The organism is Bradyrhizobium jicamae, assembly GCF_018130695.1.
Classification (GTDB): Bacteria; Pseudomonadota; Alphaproteobacteria; order Rhizobiales; family Xanthobacteraceae; genus Bradyrhizobium; species Bradyrhizobium jicamae_B.
The window spans coordinates 1-22,199 of the sequence record NZ_JAFCJX010000026.1 but is presented as its reverse complement, the minus strand read 5'-3'; the positions used below and the strand labels follow the sequence as shown (position 1 = coordinate 22,199).

Sequence of the window (22,199 nt, the reverse complement as noted above, 5' to 3'; positions counted from 1 at the left end):
ATAGTCATCGGACATCTCGTAGGGTCCAAACCCATACGTCACGCCGACACCGGACGTCCCGAAGCCGACACCGCTGGCACCTCCGCTTGTCCCGACATTGGCACGAACCCGTCCGCGTCCGACGCTGCCCGATGCCGACGTTCCCGTCAGCAATCCTTCAAGATCCGGCGTATCCCGGCAGACAACCCCCAGCCAGGCGTGCCTGCATAGGCCTGCGGATACAGCCTGCCGTGGCTGTCGATGTAACCGCCGATCCCGCCGCCCCACGGCCAGCCAAACGTCCCTCCGCCACAAGTCCCAGCCGTCATCCGTCTTCCTACTGTGCCCGGCCGTCCGCCTGCGCATAGTTCGCATGATAAGGTTTTCCAGGATTTGAAAGTCTGATAGGCGGACCAGAGAAAGCCAATCAGCACGACGCAACCGAACACAACATTGCCTGCCGCGAAGAAGCCGAGCGAACCGCTCAAGGCAGCCGCGCAGCCGCCGTACAAGACCTTCATGTACGTCGCTTGCAGCGTTAACGGTGTCGATCGCGCGAACGCATAGACATGAAGCGCATATCGCGACATCAGTTCGTCCTGGAACTGAGTCGGGACGAGTCGAGGAGCTCACGGCGAAGAACTTCACTCCTGATGCCGGACCATAATGCGGCAATCGCAGCGATGACAAAGAAAACGGCAGCCATGGTAGTTCCTCGAGAAATTCAGTGACGGCCGCCAACTATGCACCAACCTCCATGCATTCCGCCACGGGGGTCTTCCGGGCAGGTTTGGATCTTCAACTCGTCGCTTCCGTCCCACCGACCTGATCGGCGGCACCATGTACGGTATGTTCGACGATCTTCATTGCACCATTCGACTCCATCACGGCCTGGGCCAACAGCGCGAACTGGTCATCCGTGAGATCGTAGTAGGTCTCGCGACTCTCCTCCTCGCGCTCCTCCCACCACACCTTGGCGATGCCGACCTTCGACAGCAGCGCATCCTTGATGAAGGAATAGAGAATCATGAAGCCGGGGTTCTGCTGCATGAAGACGTGATTGACATAGTCCGTCTCCTGCTGCGCGGCCGCCTCGTCCTCCGGTCCGACCGGCTCGAAGCGCACGACCTCGTCGGAGCCGGCGAAGATATCCATCAGCGAGGGCATCAACCCTTCGATCGTGTCGGCGACATCGGTCGAGACGGCGCGCGAGCGGCCATCCTGCGCCGGCATGTCCTTGCGCATGTCACCTAGATAATAGTCCATCGCATCGGCGCGATCCTCGGCCAAACGCGCAGCCGTGATCGCGGCCAGCGCGTTGGCCTTTTCGGAGGCGAGCATTGCCTTGAGATCGGAGGTGGACATTTTTGTCATGGTAAAAGCCCTAGGTCTGAACGCAGACGTGCGATTGCTATTCCACGAACGCAATCTGCGTGGCGAAAGTGCAATGGAAACATTCGGATCTCTGACAACTACACGGCCACGTTCGGATCGCAGCAAAGCCGCCGATCGAGCCAGAGGTGAAGAAACTAACGAGCGCGGCCGCGACCGAGCAAGCGCATGAGCCAATCTGCGTCATCCGCATCGCGCTGATCGGAGCTTTCGGATCGTTCCCAGATCGGCAGCCGAAAAAGATGATCCGGCATCGGTTCCCCGCTGACGAGCCCGATCGGTTGAGCCGGCCGTGGCGGCGCGGGCCGGCTCGGATTCTGTGAGGTGGTGAACGCCGAAGCCGCTACGAGTCGACCCGGCAAGCCACCCCAGGGCGTCTGGTCAATCTGACCAACGAGCGACGCTGCTGGTGTGCCGATGCCCGCTCTGGACGCTTGCGGCCTACCGGGACAATCCGGGTAAGATAACGGAAATCCTGTGTCGCAGGAGGCATCGAACCATCCCCCTGTTCAGCGCTGGATTGAGACCCGTCAAATTCTGGCGGGGACGCTGCCAAGGCCTGCGCTTGCGGAAGAGATGTCTCATTGGAGACGTACTTGTCCCCGTTCCGGGCACACTGCTCCCTCGTTCCGTTGATTGCCGCATCAACTTGCTTCGCAATCTCAACTGGATCTCGTCAGGGCTGTTGCGAGGGCTCCCTCCATGGCCCTGCGGAGCACGTCGCGATCGATCGTGCCGACATCCCTCGTGTTGAAAAAATCGAAACGGGCATTTGCAAATCTCTTATTCTTATAGAATTCCGGTTTCGCGGGATTGTAGTACACCGTCGCGATCGCGATTCACGCTGACCAGTCCCAGTCACCGTGTTTCCTTTGTCGTCGGTGGCTTCAAAGGGCTCGTCAATAACCATGAGAAATACCTTTCAGCTTAGAGCTGACGTCGATCGATCAGACTCGATTGCGTAATGTCTAGCTAGAGCATGATCCGGAAAAGTGTGACGCGGTTTTCCGATAAGATCATGCTCAAAGAAAGAGCTAAAGCGCGATGACGATTCAACCTAATCTCATCGCGCTTTAGCGTTGGACTTCGCAACGTCGCGGCAGCAGGACGTACAGTCCGTTCTTGCCTTCCGGCGTGCTGCGCACAAAGGCTGCGACGATCGGATCTCCAATCAGCTCCGGCACCTGCCGACAAAAATCCTGATCGCTTGCCGTGTCAGACTTGAGCACGGCCAGGCTCAACCAGACCTCTCCGTACCAGTCGTAGACTTCGCAGGACACGTGAGAGATCGCGCTGCCGCCGGGATTCAAGCCGTGACGCGGCTCCTCGTCGTTCCCGATGCAGCCAAGGCGCTGTGCTGCCTGCCGATCGACCGAGCTCGGATCATTTTCAGCGAGCTTCACCATGATGAGCCCGGGTACTCCGATCGCGTCGCCTTCGAAAGACAGAACGCCGCCAGGAACTCGCGGCGAGTCCAATGAAGCGACAGGCCGAATGACCATCGGGTCGGGGACCGGCAGGCCGACCGCCTCGAGAAGGGCACGATTGCCATTGAAGCTGATCAGCCTCTTTTCACGACTACGGCGCAGCCATCGTGCGAAGTCGTCAAACTCGAGCGCTGCGAAATCCCGTGCACCTACCGAATGAAGCTGAAAAAGCGGGGATCCTTTTTGGTAGATTTCCAGGAGAGCCAGTTGCTGAGCGTAAGCAAGCGAAGAGAATCCCATGCGATTCCCATAGGCGTTCTCGATGTGGGCCGCGCGGAAGTCGAACTCATTCATCGGCTGTCGCAACAGATAGGCGACCACACCGCGAAGACATGCGATGCGCCGCGCCAGATCGGGGTGGCTTACCCCGATTGCGAAACGACCGAACGGGTCGCTGTATTGCACCTTAAATCCACACGGCCTGATTTCGGGAAGCTGGCTCGCATCTTCACTCAACAGCCTGGCGAGCGCGTCCTGATTCAGATGCTGCTCGCGGAACGACAACCCCTCGAGCATGCCAATGCGATAACCGATCCAGCTCTGCTCGCTTGCCGGTGACGACGGCCACCGCTCAAGACCAATGCGAAACGTGTCCTGCACCTGCCGCGGACGCTGCTCGAGTTGCAACGCAGCTGGGCTCGCGATCGTAACGGCCAGGAGAATGGTAACAGCGACAATCCCGACGATTGCCAGCGTCTTTCGAGTTTCTCGACAGCGCGCTACCAATGACATTCAACCGCCCTGACCAAACGAGTTGAGAGAAAGTTCTCTAGAACATAACAAGAACATTGTCAATCGCAACGATGAGTCTGTATGGTCCACCGTCCAGTGAAACGGGGCAGATGCTGGTGCGAAGGATGACGATCGAATCACAGGAGGCACCGCCGCGACAGCTCCCGCAAAGCTCAATCTTCCGCCGCGTGGCGTTCTGGATCGCCGTCGTATGGTTCTGTAGCTTTCATGTCTTGTGGGTATTAATCATCGTTCTTACGACTGATTTCGATGCGGACGCCGGTCCCTCCCTCTCAGCACTTCTCTTTCTTGTTTTCGGAGGGCTGGCGTGGCTCGTGGCCGCGTACTGGATCTACGATGAGCTTTTCAGGATGGCTGAAGCACGCTGGCCGGCAGCCAAAGGCATCAGGGCAGTCCTGAGTTCTCTCCTAAAGTCATTCCTGCACCACCATTGAGTTGGCGCACGCAGCTCGATTTAAGTGACGCGCGGTCGGAAAATCGATCGCACTTGTACAGACTGCTGTTTCAACGACCGAAGTACTTTTTCGCAGCAAGCACGGTCGGGAGTACGCGCCGCGCCACGGCATAGCCTTTCTGCAGCGCCTTTCCCGCCCAGCCGTCCGGATCGGCTTCCTCGAGGCCTTGCACGACAACTCCGGGAGCGACCGCATGCTTGGCGATCGTCGCCGGCAATTCGCGGAGGGCCGCAGCCGCAGCAGGCCCGCCGCGAGCCGCCGCCAGCCCCGCCCCACCAAGGAGAGCCGGCACGAACTCGCCAATCGTCTCGGCGAAGCGTCCAGTCCTCGTCTTCGGTTGATAGAACTCCCCCGTGACGTTCCCTTCGATTCCTTGCTGAATGGCGTCCGGGACCGCGTACGGCCTGATCCAGTCCGGCCTGTCGGGGGCGAATTGCCCAACTCCGATCGTGCGTCCAACAGCATTTGCAGCCAGGTTGTTCGGCAGATATCCAAATCCCGTCAGAATCTCGCCGGGCAGACCCAGCGTGTTGATGACACCATGGGCAACGCCAATGCCCGCCGACCTCGCGATATCGACCGAGTCTGGCGGCTCTGCGGCCGCTCGGGCCGCGCTTCGAACTCCGCGCGCCAGTCGCGCGGCCGCAACCTCTCTTGCCTGCTGCGCCTGATCGGCCTCGAGCTGTTGGGTTGATCGTGAGGGTGATGTGGGCAACCCAGAAGAGTCAGATGCCACCGGCGGATCATTGCTCGAAAGTCGAGCAAAATACCTGAAATCCGGATCTCGCGGCAGAGAAGCTGCTCGTCCGCCAGGGCTCTGCGCTGAGCCGAAATCGCCTCCCTGCTGCTGCAAGTCCTGCTCTTGAATGGCTCGCTTCAGCATGGCGAGCAGGCCGCCGCCCGTCGCGTAGGTTTCGGGATCGAATTGATACCCGCTGCGAAAATTGATCGTACCCATCACCGCAATTCCTTGTCCATGATTCGCGCTTGCTTCTAACCGTCGAACGGGCGCTACCCGCTGCGGCCGACCGTTCGCGTGTCGGCAACACCACGGGTTCGGCGCAGCCTCGAGGCCGGGTCCTGCAGCCCTGTCGGAACCGGAACAAGCCAGTCGCATCGATCGACCCGACTCGGCTAGGCTAAGCTCCGATCCACCATCCTGATCTGGGAGTGCGCGCGTGGCCGACCCTGCCGATATCGACCGACCCGACAAGGGGACGGTGCCAGCCTTCGACAACAGCAACGACGTCCCGACGATCTATTTCGATATCGCACCGGCCTACGGCGTCATGAGCGGGATCGTGCAGATCGAGCTGGGCGCGCGCATCCTGATCCCGCATGGCGACGACTCCGTGGATGTCCGCTTCGTCTCGTGCGGCCGCCTCCGGTGCAGCGCGACCGCGGCCGTGCATCTGCGCAACGCGATCGATGCATCGCTGAAGATGCTGGAGCAACCGAATCCCAATCCGGTCGGCGGCTCGAAGCTGAACTGAGGGGCACGGTTGTTTGCCGACTGGCCGCTGGAGCTTTGAGTTTCTTTTCGGGCCGGGCCGACTGCACGATTACCCACTATCGCCCCGTCCTATCCCAATCGACGCGCTTGCGCTTCCCTGCGGTCCATTCTTCGCTGCCGGTCGCGGCCTCCTTGTTCGGAAAGTCCCAGATCGGCGGAGGAAAAGGCCAGTCAGGCATCGGCTCACCGGTGACGATTCCGAGGGGCCGATTGGCTCCCGACGGCGGCCTGGGCTGATATGGGCCGCGTGGTGCGGTGCCGCTGGACGAAGATGTCCAATCCCCAAAGCGTTCGTCGAACGAGGATGGACGACGGGACGGAATCTCGTTGGGCATAACCACCGGTCTTGTCCCCTGATCGGCGAGAAAGGTCGCGGTCGGTGGCGTCACACGCACTAAACGACGGACATTCTTGCGATCGTCAGGGGATGCGTCCCCCCTGGGGATGCAGCAATGGCATTCCCCGCGTATCCGCCGACGCCCCGCAGATATCGCTGCTGCTGATCAAGATAAGCCGGTGGCGCCGGGTTGGGATCGATCGGACCTTGTTCATCCCAGAAGTCGCTCGGACTGATTCCGTTTCCCGCGGGATCCTTCAATTGATAGTGGACGTGATGATCGCCACTCTCCACATTGGCAGCTTTAACTCCGGTATTGCCCATGGTCCCGATGATCTGTCCGGCGGCGACTGGGTCACCCACCGCGACGTGCCGACTGTGTGTGTGCAGAACTTCGTGGAGGAAACCGTTTTGTCCCGGATCGCTATTCGGCCAGCCGTGCCGGTGCCCGCGTTCTCGACAATGCCGTCGATCGGCGCACGCACTGCCTGATGACTTAGATTGAACGGCGACGTCCGCCCGCCAAAGTAGTTGAAATCTACCCCCTTATGAGGATTTGACGACCCCGCCGGTCTGTTCGTGTCGCCATATGGACTGGTGATATGCGGCTGAACTCTTCCGATGGGAGTCAGCATACGCAACATGATATCGTTCCACGACATGATGGGCTTCCTACGTATTGGGACGATTTAGGAGCCGCGAGGTCGTGGCATTTCGCGCAAGCCCCGCCGCAGTTGCTCGAGAGTTGGTTTTCCGGCCGCCGAACGCGAGCAGAGAAAGCCATCAGAGTGTCTCTTGCTCAACCTGGAGCTGCTTCGATATTATCGTCGAAGAATATCCAGTCGAACTGGCGCGTCATGGTTCAACATCGATCCAAGAGAACATCCTTGAGCCGTACAGAACGAACGCTTGCCCGGACGACCGCTGGCGTCCTCTTCCTGTTGACCGGCGCCTCGGCGTGGCCGGCGGAAGATGGCAAGCCCGCTGCCGAGAAGTGGCGCCCGACGGACGGTCTCTATGGAGATCCGAAGACCGCCTCGGAGGAGCAATGCCCAGAGGCAGGGATCTTGACGATCGAACTCGCCGAGAAATCTGTCAGCGGGTACGAGTGGGGCTGCAAGATCAATAGAATTACGGACGTCACGCCGACGGCCATCAAGCTCGAGATGACCTGCAGTGATTACAATCTTGCCGAAACGCTCTATCCGAAAGATCCAAAGGCCGAAGAACGGACCTTCAAGGAGACCATGATACTGAGCAAAAGGAGCGATCAGTCGATATCAGTCAGAAAGACCGTCAACGGAAAATTCAAGGGGGCAGCTTGGCGGGCGGATTTCTGTCCGGTCGAGCTTCAGCGCACCTATGCCGAAAACAAGGTCACCGCCAAGCGAGAGGCTGCTGAGAAGGATTACATGCGCAACCCTTGGCGGCCGAAGCCGGGCGTCTATGCAGCGCAGGGCGCTACATTCAGCGAACGCTGCGCAAACGCGGGCGACGCCGTTATCGACCTCGATGAACGATCGGTGACCATCGGCGCTGACAAGTGCAGCGTGACCTCCATTCGCGACAATCTCGACAACATTCAAGTCTTCGTCACCTGCAACACGCCGCCAAGTCCGGCAACCGTGATCCTGAAGAGGGGCGACGACAGGACCGTTCTGTTACAAAAAATGCAGAATGGGGAGACGAAGGATGCCGGCGGACCACTTGCCTATTGTCCGGACACAGCACAGCGCGCGTATCTTGTATCCAGGAAGGGCAGATAGCGATTGCAGTCATCGGCGCTCGATCACGTGGGACGATAGTTCGCTCGAATCCTATGTCGAGCGACGCGCCAACACCGCCGCGAGCAAGCCCGGCAAGCCGCCGATAGCCTTCTGATCATCTGGGTCATCCGAACGGACAAAGGGCACGGCTGGCGCGCCAGCATCGAACACCGCCGCTTGCGGATTGCCGGCATCAACGCGGGCGAGGTAACGAAATTCCTTATTTGTCTGCGGCGCAGAAGCCCACGACGAATTGCCAGGAGCTGCGGATCGCTTTTCCGGCAAGGGAGCCACTGGACGAGCGTTCAGAGGATGCGAGTCAGCAGCATTCGTCGGATTGGGGCTCGCCCACGATGGAGAGGCAGGAAAGTCCGACGGAGGCACGTTTGCGAAGAGCCGCTGCGCGGCATTCGTCAGGCCAACATATGGAATTGAACCCGTGGCATCATTTGGTTGAGATGCCAACGGGACAGGACCGCTTCCGGTGCCGGGAGCTGGCGCGAAGTTTCGAAAGTAATGGTCTGTGGTCAGCCGCTGAGCTTGCTGGGCGACATCGGGAAATGGAACGGGCTGCGTCACGACGGGACCGGTTGGTGATGACATCATCGGGGAGTTTGGGAGCGTCGCCTCAGGCGGCGGATCCCACTTTCCGATTCCGCTCCGAAACAGCGTGCGGCTATCCTCCATATTGGTCCAATTGTTTTGAGTGCCTCCGTCCCTTCGCATGACATGAAGCAACGGATATTCGACACCATCGGCCGACAGGATAGCGGACTTCGTAAGATCGAAGCGCGAGCCGTCGCGCAGAGTAACGACACCCGAATCAGGTGACAGTGTCATATCTCCAACCCGAAAGGTTGCGTTGCGTGAATAGGGAGCATAAGCATCGGGTTGGAAGGCTCCGGCCTTGAACGCAGCCTTTACGGCATCTCCCAATTCGTCGACTGTCATCCCGGTGATCCGCGCAAGCGCGCCGATCTTGGCTCCGACCTCATTGTTCCAGGCGTCCTGCCTAGATTCCTGCTCGTTATCAGGCTTATAGTCTTCGAGCGCATCGCCCCAGCGCTTCACATTGTCGTAGCCATGATGATACGCAAGAAGGGCGGCTGTACCACCATGTCGCCAAGCATCGATATGATCGCCGTGACCGCTCAGATTCGCTGTTCCAGGCTGCACGTCGTTCAACCAAGAGAGCACTTGGCCAAGGATCGCATCCGTCGTCGCCCGTCGCCCCTGGATAAGCCCGATGTAGTCAGTCATTCTTGGTCTTCCGTTTCATGATCAGATTGCGCGGATGATCCGCGCAACCGTCAGCAACAGGTGACTTCATTCCGTCGATCCAATAGTCGAACTCCCGGTCGTCAAACCAAAAGCATTGGTAGACGATGCCGCTGGTGTATTTGATCAGGATTTTGCTCGAATCGCCGGTATGACGGAGATCGGTGCGCAGCAAATTTAGCACCGGGAAGCTCATTCCCGTCCAATTGCAGATCCTCACATTTTGAAGCTGCACAGCCTCGTGCTGCACACCACAAAACGCGCCACCCGGCTCGTCGAAGTAACGGCTGTACAATATTCCAGCGCCCGCGAGACAGAGCACAAGAAGTGAGAGGACGACGGACAGTCGTAGCAGCAATTTGGACACTGGCTAAAGCGACCTTCCTTGGACGGGCTTGGCGCTGCTCAACTGCTTTCTCGAATATCTCGGAAACGCGCAGCAAGACACCCCTGAGTTGCACTGAAGCGCAAGGCCAATTGCTAGAACAAAATAGGAACAGCGTCAATTAGTTCAAGCGTCCTTGCTCGCTCGAATCCTATGCGGAGCGACGCGCCAACACCGCGGCGAGCAAACCCGGCAATCCGCCCACGGCCTCTTGATCGTTGAAGTCATCCGAACGGACGAAGGGCAAGGCCGGCGCGCCGGCGTCGAACACCGCCGCTTGCGGATTGCCGGCATCAACTCGGGCGAGGTAACGAAATTCCTTATTTGGCTGCGGCGAAGAAGCCCGCGACGAATTGTCTGGAACTGCCGATCGCTTTTCCAGCAACGGAGCCCCTGGACGAGCGTTGGGAGGCCGCGGGTCAGCAGCGTTCGTCCGACTAGGGCTCGCCCACGATGGAAAGGCAGGAAAGTCCGACGGTGGCACGTTTGCAAAAAGCCGCTGCGCGGAGTTTGCCGAGTCTAGATACGGGATGGGGCCGGAGGTTGCGCTCCGAGGGGACTCGAATCGGGCGAGGCCGACTGGCGTGTCGCCCCCTCTGTCAGACTCTGAAGTGTAACTCCCGAATTACCGATCGGTGGCGAGCCGCTCAGCGAGCTGAGGGATGCCCGGAAATGGAATGGGTGGTGCCGAACCGTTCTTCGAACCGGATGTCGGGATCGCTTCCCAGCGGCTTGCAAAGTCGGCCGGCGCGTCCGCCAGCGCCTTGGTGATTGCACCTTGATTTGCGAGGTATGTCGCACCGGCGCCGTCTACGCCAATCTGCGGAACATAGGGGACGCCGTTCTGTGCAGCAATCTCCTGTCGCGCCTTCACCCGCTCTGGAGTCGGGCCTTGCTTGTAATACTGAACAAGCAATGCTCGTTGGAGTTCCGGAGTCAAGCCATGCCAGGAGTTGATCCCGGTCTTGAGGTCTCCGTTGATGCTCATATTGGATTGATAAGCTTCAAGCCCCTGCCGCAAATATGCGGCCATCGCTGATGCCATGAGGGCTTTGTCACTGCCCTTATGCAAAGCGACACCCGCGGAATACAGATTCTTCACGTAGGGCTTGAAAGCGGGATCATCTGGATTCTTTAGAATTTCCTGAATGGCATTGTGGAACTTCATGCCAGCCGGGCCATAGTCGACAAGCAGAGGATGTGTACTTTTCTTGAGCACATCCGATCCAACCGTTATCGCATTTGGGTCGCTGTTATATCGACCAAGAATGAAATCCGACGCTCCCTGTTCCGGATTAGACGGGTTCGTTGCCCGACCTACCGCGTACGCCGCAGCAAGAAATCCATCCGCATTGAAAGATGAGAGGCGCGCCTTCATCTCATTCCATGAGCTTGCGGTCTGGTCGAATTGCTCCTGAGCCAAACTTCCGGCAATCGCTTCAGCTGGTACCCCGTACCTCGCTGCCGCTGCAGCGATCTCGGGCGCCATCGATTGAACCAGAGCCAGAGTTTTCTTGCTGTATGACGGAACAGGAGCCATGGTTGATCTCTTCGTTGAGGTACGAGTTTCAGATCGATTGGTGATTTACGAGAGAGACCAGACGAGAGCGCGAATTCCCACCCAATCGAAAATGACGCATACCAAAACCACTGTGCTCCACAAGCCAACGCGGGTCACCCGAGTGATGCCCGTGAGTATCGCGATCAAGACAATATTGAGTGGCGAAAACATCAATATCGAAAAGGGATAGAACGGACACAAGATTGCGCCCGCGATCTCGATCAGCCACGTCGAAAGACCGAAAACGATGCCGAGGAACAAGATGAATCTATAGGTCGCAGGGCGAAGATGAATAAAGTATGTTGGAAGCACGCATCCAACGGAGACAACTGTTGAGAGATCATTGATCTCAACCAGTGCATAGGGAAATCGGCAAGCGTCCATGAATGAGATCCGCGAGGTGTATGCGTGGAATGCAGCTTCTCGTGGTAGTGCCAAGTATGTCCGTTTCCGTCAATGCATCGTGGCGCTCTATCCCGGCATGAACAGCAATAGCAGCGGCAGTTTCTTGCCGCCCTAGTATTTGTTGCGCAGAGGCTCAGGATATTTTGTGCAGGAGAAACCGGCTTCTTGAACTGGGGGATTTGTCGATCACGTGGGTGTCGTGGCTATTAGCACCGCGACTTTCAGGGCCAGAACGTCCTCACACCCACCCTTGCTCCCGATATTGGATCACGCGATTGAAGCTCGCCGCCCTCCCCGGCGCTTCGTGGCAGATCGCCATCAGCCCAAGCGCGTCGGCAGCGTGGCTCGACCAATCATGCTCGGGGCCCAATCCTACATTGCGCGCCTCGTCCCTGCGCTCGTGATAGAAGCCGAGCGCATCGCGGCCGGCTTCGGTGGTCGCTTCGTTCCACCAGATTTGCGGACCGAGCCGGCGCAGCGCCTCGATGCGCATCATGGCGGCACCCAGACCCTGGTTCTTCACCGGCGGCTCGACGGTGAAGCCGGCCTCGCGCAGATGATCCTCGTAGCGCTTGCCGGTGACGTTGTTGGTGGCGACGCCGTCGTGCGGCAGATACAGGATCGCGTTCTGGTAGCCGTATGAGCGCAGCCAGTTGACGTGGAACGCCAGCACCTGGCCGACGCTCTCATAATAGTCCAGCACCCTGACCTCGTTGCCGGCCCATTGCACGATCCAGATCGTGAAGGCGTCGGCCGTTGCACCTGCGCCGCCGATGTCGATGAAGGCGCGCAGCGGCAGCAGCGGGTCGGCCGCGACCTTGCCGACGCGCCCGTCCTTGCGCGCCTGCGCGAGCAGGTCGGCGAAATAGGCGCCCTCGAAGGCTCTCACATAGTCTCCTTCCCAGATGTGCTCATAGCGATCCGGATAGAGCGCGAGATCAACCTGGCGCTCCTCCGCCAGCACCGCGGGAAACCACGGATTGTCGCGCCAGTTGGCGTTGACGACGATGGCCCCCGGCGGCTTGCGCGCGCGCAGAAAGTCGTCGATCGCATCCGACTTGCGACGCGGATTCCACGACGCCCAGAGCTCGGAATTTCGGGCGCGGATCGTCGGGCGCAACAGCGAGAGGCTGTGCGAACTCAGGCTGTGCGCCTCGTCGATCCAGGCGATGCGGAAGCCTTCCAGCGACTTGATCGAGTCGGCGGTATGATCCCGCATACCGCGGAAAATGATGAGGCCATCACCGGGCGTTGCGATCCTGTCGGAGTAGAGCTTGAAGCCTGCTCCGACGCCGAGCGAGGCGATCTTGCTTTCGATGAGCCGCTTGGAGGATTGCGCCAGCGTGCGTTGCGCCTCGCGGACACAGACCGCAAGCATGCCGCGCTCAGCCTGGCACATCTCGACCAGGAGTTCGCCAAAGAAGTGCGACTTGCCGGATCCTCTGCCCCCGAATGCGCCCTTGTAGCGCGCGGGCTGCAGCAGCGGCTCGAACACTTTTGCGGTTGGAATTTTCAGGATCGACAAGGCTGTTCTCGAAGAAACGAGTTGGCTGCCCGCTTGTCCGCACAAGGCGGCCGTTGCATCAAGGCAATATAGTTGAGACGACGTAGCGGCGCTAACTCGCCCTTCGATGATGCGGCGACTCGTTCACTTTTGGGGTATGAGAGGTCGATCCAGTCGGTCTTCGAAGCCATGGCTTTTCTTTCGCGCTAGACTTTCGCGAGCGACTTCGGCCTTGAGGCGCTCTCTCAGAATATCGAAGCCGATGCCTTTGTCTTTCAAGGACTCCGTCAGTTGTTCTGGCGTGACATTCAATCGCGTGCACAAATCTGCGAAGGCCTTGTCGACTTCGGTCTCCGCCTGCAAACCAGCGCCCTCAGCTTCGTGACTTTTGGCCATATCCATGGACAATTGACGGATCACCTCTTCCTGACTGGCCTGCTTTTGCGTGATCAGGAAATCAAGCTTGGTACGCTGCTCGACGTCGTCGTTTGTAATAAAGTCGCCATAGGTTGTGACGGCGAGTATAGTCTGACCGGGTGATGGCAAACTCTTGCCGCGTGCAGGCAGGACGACCAGCGTTGCTAGATATACGGCGGCAAGAAGACACCAAGGCATGCTTGAATATTTCCTCAAGCGGAGCCAGCTCGCAGCTTTTAACTCCCAAATTCTCAGCCAGCATACTCGCTCAAGAAAGCGTGGTGGCCGCCGAGTATCGGGCAGCAGGCAAAGGGGGAGAGATACGATGTCGGAATGCTTGCCCCATCGCGCACGTGCCATCTAGGAGCCCTTATATCCCTGGAGAAGCACGTTGCGTTGGTGGAGATACATTTCTCCGCCGCGAGAAATTGCCTACTCTGCACGGTTCGTAACACAGGAGCATTGCGATGCCCGCAACAGCGTTCGCGACTTGGGAGCACGTGCATTCCACCCACCATCTTTGATAGATTAGAACAAAACAAGCACAACATCAAATGACGCTTCGCCCGTGTGGCTCCGCGATCAACTCACAACGAACAGCTATCGGAGAGACTCGCTCTGGTCTTGTCTGATCTCACTCCCCTCGCTGTCCGAATTCTCCGGCTCGACGATCACGCGCTCAATCCGATGGATCAGCTCCAGCGCGCCGTCACCGTTCTCGATCGCCTGCGGTACCTTGCCCCAGCCGCGATCGAGAATGGCGTTGGCGGCGGAGACGCGCGCGGCCGGCGTCGCTTCCTTGGATCGCATGATCCCGGCCAATACGTTGATCGCCGTCCTGGTATGGCCCCGCGCCAGAGAACGAATTTGGGTGATCGACTTCGCCAATCTACTTCTCCTGCCAGTCGGACGGCAGATATTCGCTCGGCGCGGTATCGAGCGGATCCGGCCGCGCGTCATCCGGGAGCGCCGAGCGGAACGCGATGGTCGGAAAATCCGTGTCATCACGTCGACGGCGCGGCTGCGAGATGAATTGAATGGTCTCTGCGCTCAATTGAACGTCTCCCACAATACGATGGCAAGGAGACCTGCGAGCGCGAGCGATATCAGATACGCGGTCATCGAAGCCTCGCCGTTTGGTGTTGATGTGCAAATCGCAGCCTCACGCTGCGCGAATTAAATGTGCGGCAGATCGCCGACGACGCGATCTTTGGGGCGCGAACCTTATCCCTGATGCCGGGGCCGCGTGCGGCGCCGGGCTTTCGCCCGCGCCACGGGACCGGCACGTTCGCGCGTACCGGCCAAAGGATGATGGATCGACATGGTTCGGACGACGGCACGCCTCGACGCCCGGGCGGTGGGCGGAGGTGCGGCGTCGTGGAGGCGGCCGCCGTCCGATCGGGTGAGGTGCAAACAAAAAACCCGCCGCGGATGGCTCCGCTGCGGGCTTCATGAATTTCGCGATGATGATGTTATAGCCCTGATTTGCCCGACGGGTCAACAGTTATTTCTGTAAAAACGATCTGGCCGTTCGTCCACGCGGGCAAGCGAGCGTACCTGGTTTGATCGGCAAGCAGCGGCTAATAGCCGTTCGTGCGCATGTAGTCCTCGATCATGCCGAGCAATCCACCGACCGGCGGCTGATCGCGATTGGATGGATCGCCCCCTTGGAGCGAAGCGAACAGACCTGGCAGGCCGATGGAAGCACGTTGCGTGGGTGGAGGCGCATCTTTCCGCCGCGAGGACGAGGCCCATTGATCCAAGGCACGATTGCGGTCGGGCGCAAGCAGCGCCTCGAGTGGAAATCGCACAGGAGGAAACGATGGCGCACGATCGGTGATCGCCGGCGCCGCTGCAGCCTCACCCGACTGGCCTGGATCAATTGACGGACTGCTCGGAAGCCGGACGAGCATGCGAACCGGCGCCTGCGCAGGATTCGAAGACGGTGCCAGTGCAACACTGGTCTTCCAGTCGCCGATCCCGTTGCCGTCTCCGATCGGATCGATGCCCGACACGGCAGGCGACGTCGCCTCCGGCGCCACGCGTGGTGCACCGAACGATGAGGTGATCAGAGCCGGCGCGTTCGACCCGAATACCGCCGACGCGACGTCGGACCCGCCGAGAGCATCGGAGCGAAACAGTTTTGGCAACGCGAACGGACTGAAATTCCGGGGCTCCTCAGGAGCGAAATGTAGCGGCGGCAGAGTCGGATCAGCAACTGGCGCGGGACTCGGAGGGGCCGGTGAACGCGAGCGAACAGGAGGCACCAATGGCGCTGGACCATTCGGCCCACCGACCGACGTCGGGCCTCCTGCGCCGGGAATACCCGTATCGGGCAAGGGCCGAGGCGCAACTACCGGCTTGGGATTGTCGGGCGACAGTGCGCTGCCAGGAAGCGACGGTCGCACCTGTGGAGATCGAGGCTGCGATGTCTGACCAGATTGAAGAGCCGGCTTTGGCTCTCCGTTTTGGTACGGGAAGACCGGCTTGTTGATGTCAAACGTGTCCGGATCTGCCTTGTATGTGATGTCGCTGGAATAGATTCCGAACTTCTCGTTCGGATCTGCATTCAAGCGCGCCCTGCCGGAAATGATCTCACGATGCAGATGCGGACCGGTTGTCAAACCTCCCAGCCCCTTAACATATTCTTTGGGCCGATGAATGCACCCGGTATCGGCTGATCCGCCGTGATCCGTGTGCCCGGAGCCGGTAACGATCCGGACCCAGATGGCCATAGAGCTGATAAAATACTGTACCATCCGGTGCTCTCGATTTCACGACAACGGACATGCCGTATCCATCGATGTTACCGCTTCTGAATATTTCTCCACTGTGCTGGGCATAGACCGGTGTTCCGGGCTTAGCCGGATTGTCGCTTCCGCCGTGATAACCTCCTTTGGTGTTCGCGCGCGGCGTCAACCAATTTCCTCCGGTTGGTCCGTAGCCAGGATACTTGTATTCGGGCATTTTTCGATCTCTTCGATTATTAACGCTGCTTGGATTGGACTTCCGAGGCCGGCGGCCCAGCACAATCAGACTTGATATCCGAAACGGCTGGCTGCTACTCTGAGTTGCTCTAGCTGAAGCATTGGCTTCAGTTGTCATATTCCGGCTGCGTCCGGACGCCAGGCCATTGCGTCGCCCTATGCACCTGCAACGCGCTTCAATTCAAAGTCTTTGGGGGGTGACAAAGTTGAGATCAGTTTTGGCCATTCGCGCGTTGGTTTCGCCGACGACCGCAATTCTCCTTGGCGCTCTGTTCTCGTCGATAGGAGGACGTACCGTCTTCGCGGAAACCGTCTCGAGCACAACATGTCCACCGGGTTTCAGTTGTGTTAAGCCTTATCCGCAGGACGGTGCCTGTCAGCATCCCGCGATCGTTCTCGACGAAAAGGCGAAAACGGGAAGCTATGCGAGCGACCCCTACTCGCGCGCATCCGAAAAGGCCTGCATTGCGAAGACCAAGTCATTGACGGCTCGTCGAGGCGGCGAACTTCGTCTTAAATTGGCTAACGGCGCAATGAAACTCTACAAAGATAATCAGACCAAGGCAGCATGCGCTGGAGCGTCCTACGAGAGCTGCAAGAGCTACATGCTCTATGACTATTTCCCCGAACATGGGTTACTGCTTGTGCACGTGATGTATTACGAAAGTGACGAATGGCTGCTGGTCCGACAGCAAGACGGCCGGCAGGAGCAGATCGTCGCGCCACCGCGCTACTCACCAGACAGGAAATGGCTCGCGTCGGTCTTCTGGACCGATGGCCCCAGTGACGGAAACAACGGAATCGACATCCTGCCAGCGAGCGGCGAGTCGATTGAGCAAGCCTTTCACTACAGGTCTGAGGGCTATGAGCTTTGGGAGTATGTCGGTTGGGAAAGCGACGATCGTCTATCGGTGAAGGTGACTTGGCGTGTCGGCTCTGATCCCGAGCTTGCCACCTGGCCTGCTGAAGTTGTGCGCGTGAATGGGAAATGGCAACTGCACAGATGGCCTCCGAACTCGTCGCGGCCTTGAACATCGATCCGATCGGTCAAACGCTGCCATCCTGCCGAGCACGGACGATATCAAACAGGCCGACATCGGCGCCTCGCCGGTCCATCTCTTTGGGGCGCGAACCTTATCCCGGACACCGGGGCCGCGCGCGGCGCCCGCGCCGATGGACCGGCACGTTCGCGCGTGCCGGACAATGGGTGATGGATAAATATGGTTCGGACGACGGCGCGCCCCGGACGCCCTGGGGCGGCGGGAGGTGCGGCATCGCAGAAGCGGCCGCCGTCCGATCGGGTAAACTGCAAACAAAAAGCCCGCGGCGGATGGCTCCGCTGCGGGCTTGATGGATTTCGCGATGATCATGTTATAGCGCTGATTTGCCCGACGGGTCAAGAGATATTTCTGAAAAATCGATAACGACTTTCAGGGACGCGCAACCTAGCCTGAAGCACATACGCTCGACGACAATCACTCCACGCGATTCTCCCGCAGAAGTGGTCGTATCCAGCGCGAGAACCACTCCTCGGCATCGCTCTGCGGATCGCCTGGATGCTCGCCACCCCAGATCGGCGGCGGGATGGAATAGGTTGGTTCGCCGGCGAATGGGCTCACCGGCCTGCTCGCTTGAGAAAGCCGTGGCCCACCAGGCGTCGCGCTCCAATCGCCAAAGCGGTCGTTGAACTCGGAGGAAGACAAGTAAGGAATTGGCGATGTTCCGGACACGAACGCGTTGGCCGACGCCGGCGGGTTCTCGCGCACGAGACGGCGAACATCTTCACGAGCAACACTTGGCGCCGATCGCCTGTCAGGCTCGTCGACCTCGGCTGGCACGCGATCAGGCATCGTACGCGCGGAGGTCTCGGGCCAGTTGCCAAAGCGGTCGGCGAAGGTCGAGGCACGATCCGCTCTTTGCTCAAACGGATCGTTTCCGATCGGCATTGGCGCCGGCGGATATCCCAGAATTGAGCCGCCACCGACTTTCGTGTCGGAAGCGAACGCACGCGGATCGATCCCGCCGTTGTGAGGAGAGCCAGAAACGACGGTCCTGCCAGGAATTCCGGTATCGCTTGCACCTCTGGCCGCAGAGGCTGGAACGGCGCTAGCACTCACCATGCCGCCGATCACCCTTAGCAATAGAGGTGAGAGTGCGGGAGCGACTGCCGCAAGAGCGGCGAGTCCCGCTGCGGGGTAAAAACCAGCTGGCGGTGTGCCGGTTGAGGGAGCCTCAGGTTCGAGTATCGGTGAGCGCTCGGAAAATGGGAGAGGCGCCCCGGTGGCCGGATCGAATTTGAGGACCAGCGGGTCCTGCCGCGTTGCCGTGCTCGGGGGTAGTCGACCAAGCTGTGCCAAAGCTGGGTCGGGCACCGGAAATCCGCGCGGTCCCTCAGCCCAATGTGGATCACTTTGAGTGTATCCCTCTCGGTAATTCAAGTTGTCGAGTGACGGTGCACGAAGACCCGGCGACGAGGGAAAGTCCGCTGGGTTGATCGGCGTCCGCCCTGGCGTTGTAAAGAGGTCGCCAGCGGGATCAGCCGCTATAAACTTGGCGGCCCAGCTTGTTCCACCCAAGTCCCTGTTGCCGGATGTGATATTCTCACCGGGCCTTTTTGCAATCTCCTCGTCCAGCAACCTTTCCCTGTCGGCATTTCCGAGAATGGCAGAAAATTTGATCAGATGACCCTGTCCGGAATCAAGCCATCTCTGTTTGCGTTCTCTGATGGCCTTCAACTGGTCCTTACGAGCTCCAACATAAGACTCGTAATTATCTATGACTTGTTCGATGCCTTGATCCACAACCAGACGAGACCTTCCATCTGATTCATTCGTGTGGAGATCGCCATTATCGAAACCGATGCGCATCGCATCAACTAGAGTCTCTATTTTCGTGGCTCGGACGATCGGGTCGGGATCTTTTGCAATTTGGTTCAGCACTCGACGAATGGCACCGTAGTATGTCGACACGTGGCCGCCAGGATGAGCCGATATGCGCATACCTTCAGCCAAGCGAACATCCTTAGGTAGAAAGATTCGATTTTGCGCAGAGTTGATTTCAAATGTCTCTTTGTCGATACCCCGAAACGCACGATGGCTCTTGAAACGCTTCGAAATGATGTGGTGATCGGCAAGTATCGCCATTGTGTATCCAATATTTTACTTCCCGACGAGGCAGAATTCGGCCGCGCGGGGTCTATCGAGCGAAATAGCTCAGACATGGGAGAAGGCCTCCCCTTCGATTGGACTTGAGGCGGCGCGGCAGACGTACCGATCAGTGCCTTCGAAGGGAGAGATCTAAGAGATCGAGAAAACGGAAAATATCTCGCGATCTATGTAGATCGCGCAGGAGCTGTTGCTAAAAAATGCAGAATGTGACGTGGCAACGCCAATGTCACAGCCGCGCTTGTGTGGCCAGCTTACGTAACAACAGGATGGTGCGGCCGGACAGACACAACTACGAGCATACTTGACGTTATGGCAATCGCCATCGGCTGCATCAGTACGCCGACTTCAGAACGTCCCGAAACAATATCCCCTTGAGGCCCGCGCGCTTGCAGGCATCCTTCATGTCCTGATTGCATATGACACAATATTCGTAGTAGGCCATGCGAAACGCGCGCGCATCTCCAACCCGTTCTTCGTCAAAGACCAGCTGGGTTCTCATGGAGAAATTGTAAAACTTCTTGCCGAAATCTCGATGGCTAGGATCGTCGCCGATACCGATCTTCACAAAGCGCGAGTGCACCTCGTCCAATGCATCGAGAACGCGGACAACCTCGCAGAGCCAGTAGCGCGGCCCCTCCCAAACCCCTCGCGGCACCCGCACCGCACAGGGCAAAAATACAAATCCTCCCGGATCGACCGCCTCGAATACGACCTTTGCTCGGTCGGAAACTAGCCAAAATGCACCGTCTTCCTCTAGATCCTGAGGAAGCGCCCCCGCTGATTTATCGAATACATAGCATGGCTGCTCGGCTATTTCGGAGAGGCGATCCACCTCATATTTGATCACGCTCTCGTCTTGCAAATAGAAGCCCGGCGCCGCTTCTCTGCGGTAATTTGAGCTTATCTCGTAAAACCTACGCTTGTGTGCTTTGGTACGGTTTGCAATCGAATTCGACGCTCTGTCCGCCATTGTAGTCAGCTCTTCTTAACTTACGCTCGTTGGTCAGATCGTAGCGGCATTCGATTCATGCGTGAATCAATATCTTTCGGCGGCCCCCCTGCTGCCGCAACTAGAAGTCGGCAGCGTCGTCGAATGTGATACCCTTCAGGCCCGCGTCCTTGCACGCGTCCTTCAGTTCCTGATCGCAAACTATGTTGGACAATGAAAAGCTAAGTCGGAAGATGTGGGCCGAAGCTACGACATCCTCTCTGATAACCAGCGATGCGCCACCGACAAAACTGTACCATTTGTGTCCTTGTGAATCGCCCTTGATGGTCAGGCGCGACTTCTCTTCGTCAACAGCTTCCAGAAGCCGGAGGACATCGCAGAGCCAGTATGTGGGCGCCGGCCCGCCGTGCTTGCAACTCGAATGACATTTGACGAATGCGACGCCGTCTGGATCCAGCCGCGCAAGCACCGTCTTGATCCGGTCGGACACAAGCCAGTAGTCGTGGAATTGTTCGACGTCGCGGGGATCTCGTCCCGTTCTCTTGTCGAACACGAGATATGGCATCTCAGGAACGTTCGGAAACCCTCGTTGTCCTGGCGTAGGTGCCAGTATGCGCGGTCCCATCAACAGGGCTGGAAGGTTTTCCATTTCCCAGCCGCCCTTGCCGAGACGAACATTGGGACCGACGATATAGAACTTTCGCGCCCTTGCTTTCCGAGGACGCTTCTCATTGGAAAGTGCGATCATGGACTGGCCTGCGCTTTGGGACGCCCAGTTGATAGCACATCCATTCAGGAGGTCTCGCCAGCGGCATGCGCCGCCCCCTGAGATTAGTCCGTCGCGCAGAAGAGGACAGGCATTCCACCAAACCGCTCGGACTTCCTGTGGCGCGCTGTAAATCGCTCGCGCTCGTCGCCGCCGAATGTGTCGCCGTCCTTGACCACGTTGCCGTGCTCCACGAGATAGGCGGCGAGGCCCGTCACCTTGTCGATCAACTCCGACAGTGGAAGCCTGGCAGTCTCGAATTCGATCTCGCGTCCGGCAAATGCATCGAGCCCCATCGTGACGGCACCGATGCCTCGATCCGAACGAAACGGCAGGATGTCGACCCACAGCGTGAAGGGATAGTCGGGAAACGGCGCGAACGACTGCGTGGACATATCGAGCCACAGCTTTGCAGGACGCGCGACCTTACCAGCCCATACGACGCCGCAGCATCCCGGAATCGTCGCAATCAATGCGCCGACGACGGCGGTATTGAGACGCGCGGTGACCAACGGCGGCCGATCCTTCCCGAGCACCGAAACGATCAGATGACCGCGAGATCGCGCCGCAATCGTCTTGCCCTCCGGCCAGATCGATGCGGTTCGTGCCCACAAGCCGGGATCATCGGGCATCGGGGCCGGCATCGACATCACTGCGACAAGTTCACCGCCGCACTGAATGAGCGGCGAGCTTCGTGGATCGCCGCTCATCTCCACCGGCAATCCTGGATATCGGGTGCGAAGAGCTTTGGCGATCACCGACATGTCTGGTGTCGCCGGATTTTCCAGCAAGACAATTGCGAGCAAGGAGTTGCTCATCAAGATCACATCCTCAATTCACATCGTCAGAGCATTTAGAACAAAAGAGGAACAATGTCAACGCGTGCCGCGACCGCTGTTTCCCGCTTCGGTTGAACGGACGGTCCTGCACCGACCGCCCGCTTCCAAAGACAAGGTTCGGACGACGGCGCGCCCCGGACGCCCTGGGGCGGCGGGAGGTGCGGCATCGCAGAAGCGGCCGCCGTCCGATCGGGTAAACTGCAAACAAAAAGCCCGCGGCGGATGGCTCCGCTGCGGGCTTGATGGATTTCGCGATGAT

General features: G+C 58.9%; 22 protein-coding genes. 4 read left to right on the top strand and 18 right to left on the bottom strand.

From position 1 onward, the window contains the following. Positions 1-146: 146 nt before the first annotated feature. The 3 genes from JQ604_RS30790 to JQ604_RS30780 form a co-directional block, all read right to left on the bottom strand. Positions 147-569 carry a hypothetical protein gene (locus JQ604_RS30790; RefSeq protein ID WP_212364460.1) on the bottom strand — a complete coding sequence of 141 codons (423 nt, stop codon included), beginning with the start codon at positions 567-569 and terminating at the stop codon, positions 147-149. A 208-nt stretch (positions 570-777) separates the two neighbouring features. Then, a complete protein-coding gene (locus JQ604_RS30785) occupies positions 778-1,353 on the bottom strand; it encodes a portal protein (protein ID WP_212364459.1) in 576 nt (191 codons plus the stop codon). Between the two features lie 1,091 nt (positions 1,354-2,444). Continuing rightward, positions 2,445-3,590, bottom strand: a complete 1,146-nt coding sequence (locus JQ604_RS30780; RefSeq protein WP_212364458.1) for a hypothetical protein — start codon at positions 3,588-3,590, stop codon at positions 2,445-2,447. Positions 3,591-3,715: 125 nt separating this feature from the next. On the opposite strand from JQ604_RS30780, the gene JQ604_RS30775 reads away from it, so the two are divergent. Then, positions 3,716-4,045: a hypothetical protein gene (locus tag JQ604_RS30775; protein ID WP_212364457.1), complete on the top strand. Its 330-nt coding sequence runs from the start codon at positions 3,716-3,718 to the stop codon at positions 4,043-4,045. A 70-nt stretch (positions 4,046-4,115) separates the two neighbouring features. Here the strand turns inward: JQ604_RS30775 and JQ604_RS30770 are convergent, their stop codons facing one another. Further along, a complete protein-coding gene (locus JQ604_RS30770; RefSeq protein ID WP_212364456.1) occupies positions 4,116-5,024 on the bottom strand; it encodes a hypothetical protein in 909 nt (302 codons plus the stop codon). Positions 5,025-5,244: 220 nt separating this feature from the next. On the opposite strand from JQ604_RS30770, the gene JQ604_RS30765 reads away from it, so the two are divergent. Continuing rightward, the gene (locus JQ604_RS30765) at positions 5,245-5,559 is read left to right on the top strand and encodes a hypothetical protein (protein ID WP_349631160.1); all 315 of its coding nucleotides are present in this window, start codon (positions 5,245-5,247) and stop codon (positions 5,557-5,559) included. Positions 5,560-5,973: 414 nt separating this feature from the next. Here JQ604_RS30765 and JQ604_RS42220 read toward each other — a convergent pair whose 3' ends face one another. Next, on the bottom strand, positions 5,974-6,279 hold the full coding sequence (locus JQ604_RS42220; RefSeq protein WP_433996300.1) for a hypothetical protein: 306 nt from the start codon (positions 6,277-6,279) through the stop codon (positions 5,974-5,976). Positions 6,280-6,803: 524 nt separating this feature from the next. Here JQ604_RS42220 and JQ604_RS30755 point away from each other — a divergent pair. Continuing rightward, entirely contained in the window at positions 6,804-7,682 is an 879-nt protein-coding gene (locus JQ604_RS30755; protein ID WP_212364455.1) for a hypothetical protein, read from the top strand. Positions 7,683-7,733: 51 nt separating this feature from the next. Here JQ604_RS30755 and JQ604_RS30750 read toward each other — a convergent pair whose 3' ends face one another. The 9 genes from JQ604_RS30750 to JQ604_RS30710 form a co-directional block, all read right to left on the bottom strand. Beyond that, positions 7,734-8,942, bottom strand: coding sequence for a hypothetical protein (locus tag JQ604_RS30750; protein WP_212364454.1), 1,209 nt, complete (start codon positions 8,940-8,942; stop codon positions 7,734-7,736). Further along, complete coding sequence (locus tag JQ604_RS30745) at positions 8,935-9,255, bottom strand: hypothetical protein (protein ID WP_212364453.1); 321 nt, start codon at positions 9,253-9,255, stop codon at positions 8,935-8,937. Before JQ604_RS30745 ends, JQ604_RS30750 begins: the two co-directional genes overlap by 8 nt. Before the next feature lie 241 nt (positions 9,256-9,496). Continuing rightward, positions 9,497-9,730 (bottom strand): hypothetical protein, encoded by a 234-nt coding sequence (locus JQ604_RS30740; protein ID WP_212364452.1) that lies wholly within the window; start codon positions 9,728-9,730, stop codon positions 9,497-9,499. Between the two features lie 240 nt (positions 9,731-9,970). Then, a complete protein-coding gene (locus tag JQ604_RS30735; protein ID WP_212364451.1) occupies positions 9,971-10,885 on the bottom strand; it encodes a hypothetical protein in 915 nt (304 codons plus the stop codon). 664 nt (positions 10,886-11,549) lie between these two features. Next, the gene (locus tag JQ604_RS30730; RefSeq protein ID WP_212364450.1) at positions 11,550-12,836 is read right to left on the bottom strand and encodes a PBSX family phage terminase large subunit; all 1,287 of its coding nucleotides are present in this window, start codon (positions 12,834-12,836) and stop codon (positions 11,550-11,552) included. A 123-nt stretch (positions 12,837-12,959) separates the two neighbouring features. After that, positions 12,960-13,430, bottom strand: coding sequence for a hypothetical protein (locus JQ604_RS30725; protein WP_212364449.1), 471 nt, complete (start codon positions 13,428-13,430; stop codon positions 12,960-12,962). 402 nt (positions 13,431-13,832) lie between these two features. After that, complete coding sequence (locus tag JQ604_RS30720; protein WP_212364448.1) at positions 13,833-14,120, bottom strand: hypothetical protein; 288 nt, start codon at positions 14,118-14,120, stop codon at positions 13,833-13,835. A gap of 1 nt (position 14,121) precedes the next feature. Further along, positions 14,122-14,286 (bottom strand): hypothetical protein, encoded by a 165-nt coding sequence (locus tag JQ604_RS30715; RefSeq protein ID WP_212364447.1) that lies wholly within the window; start codon positions 14,284-14,286, stop codon positions 14,122-14,124. A 526-nt stretch (positions 14,287-14,812) separates the two neighbouring features. Beyond that, entirely contained in the window at positions 14,813-15,991 is a 1,179-nt protein-coding gene (locus tag JQ604_RS30710; RefSeq protein WP_212364446.1) for a hypothetical protein, read from the bottom strand. 434 nt (positions 15,992-16,425) lie between these two features. Between JQ604_RS30710 and JQ604_RS30705 the strand changes: the two genes are divergently transcribed. Next, positions 16,426-17,250, top strand: a complete 825-nt coding sequence (locus tag JQ604_RS30705; RefSeq protein ID WP_212364445.1) for a hypothetical protein — start codon at positions 16,426-16,428, stop codon at positions 17,248-17,250. Positions 17,251-17,694: 444 nt separating this feature from the next. On the opposite strand, the gene JQ604_RS30700 is transcribed toward JQ604_RS30705, so the two are convergent. The 4 genes from JQ604_RS30700 to JQ604_RS30685 form a co-directional block, all read right to left on the bottom strand. Then, positions 17,695-19,362, bottom strand: coding sequence for an AHH domain-containing protein (locus JQ604_RS30700; RefSeq protein ID WP_212364444.1), 1,668 nt, complete (start codon positions 19,360-19,362; stop codon positions 17,695-17,697). A 355-nt stretch (positions 19,363-19,717) separates the two neighbouring features. Beyond that, entirely contained in the window at positions 19,718-20,356 is a 639-nt protein-coding gene (locus tag JQ604_RS30695) for an imm11 family protein (RefSeq protein WP_212364443.1), read from the bottom strand. A 100-nt stretch (positions 20,357-20,456) separates the two neighbouring features. Next, entirely contained in the window at positions 20,457-21,083 is a 627-nt protein-coding gene (locus tag JQ604_RS30690) for an imm11 family protein (RefSeq protein ID WP_212364442.1), read from the bottom strand. 83 nt (positions 21,084-21,166) lie between these two features. Beyond that, entirely contained in the window at positions 21,167-21,919 is a 753-nt protein-coding gene (locus JQ604_RS30685; RefSeq protein ID WP_212364441.1) for a DUF4261 domain-containing protein, read from the bottom strand. Positions 21,920-22,199: the final 280 nt, after the last annotated feature.

Bases quoted from the DNA above. Each gene is read 5' to 3' on its own strand.
- JQ604_RS30770 (WP_212364456.1), bottom strand. From the start codon at position 5,024: ATGGGTACGATCAATTTTCGCAGCGGGTATCAATTCGATCCCGAAACC.
- JQ604_RS30750 (WP_212364454.1), bottom strand. From the start codon at position 8,942: ATGACTGACTACATCGGGCTTATCCAGGGGCGACGGGCGACGACGGAT.
- JQ604_RS30790 (WP_212364460.1), bottom strand. From the start codon at position 569: ATGTCGCGATATGCGCTTCATGTCTATGCGTTCGCGCGATCGACACCG.
- JQ604_RS30735 (WP_212364451.1), bottom strand. From the start codon at position 10,885: ATGGCTCCTGTTCCGTCATACAGCAAGAAAACTCTGGCTCTGGTTCAA.
- JQ604_RS30725 (WP_212364449.1), bottom strand. From the start codon at position 13,430: ATGCCTTGGTGTCTTCTTGCCGCCGTATATCTAGCAACGCTGGTCGTC.
- JQ604_RS30780 (WP_212364458.1), bottom strand. From the start codon at position 3,590: ATGTCATTGGTAGCGCGCTGTCGAGAAACTCGAAAGACGCTGGCAATC.
- JQ604_RS30690 (WP_212364442.1), bottom strand. From the start codon at position 21,083: ATGATCGCACTTTCCAATGAGAAGCGTCCTCGGAAAGCAAGGGCGCGA.
- JQ604_RS30695 (WP_212364443.1), bottom strand. From the start codon at position 20,356: ATGGCGGACAGAGCGTCGAATTCGATTGCAAACCGTACCAAAGCACAC.
- JQ604_RS30785 (WP_212364459.1), bottom strand. From the start codon at position 1,353: ATGACAAAAATGTCCACCTCCGATCTCAAGGCAATGCTCGCCTCCGAA.
- JQ604_RS30775 (WP_212364457.1), top strand. From the start codon at position 3,716: ATGACGATCGAATCACAGGAGGCACCGCCGCGACAGCTCCCGCAAAGC.
- JQ604_RS30710 (WP_212364446.1), bottom strand. From the start codon at position 15,991: ATGGTACAGTATTTTATCAGCTCTATGGCCATCTGGGTCCGGATCGTT.
- JQ604_RS30685 (WP_212364441.1), bottom strand. From the start codon at position 21,919: ATGAGCAACTCCTTGCTCGCAATTGTCTTGCTGGAAAATCCGGCGACA.
- JQ604_RS30700 (WP_212364444.1), bottom strand. From the start codon at position 19,362: ATGGCGATACTTGCCGATCACCACATCATTTCGAAGCGTTTCAAGAGC.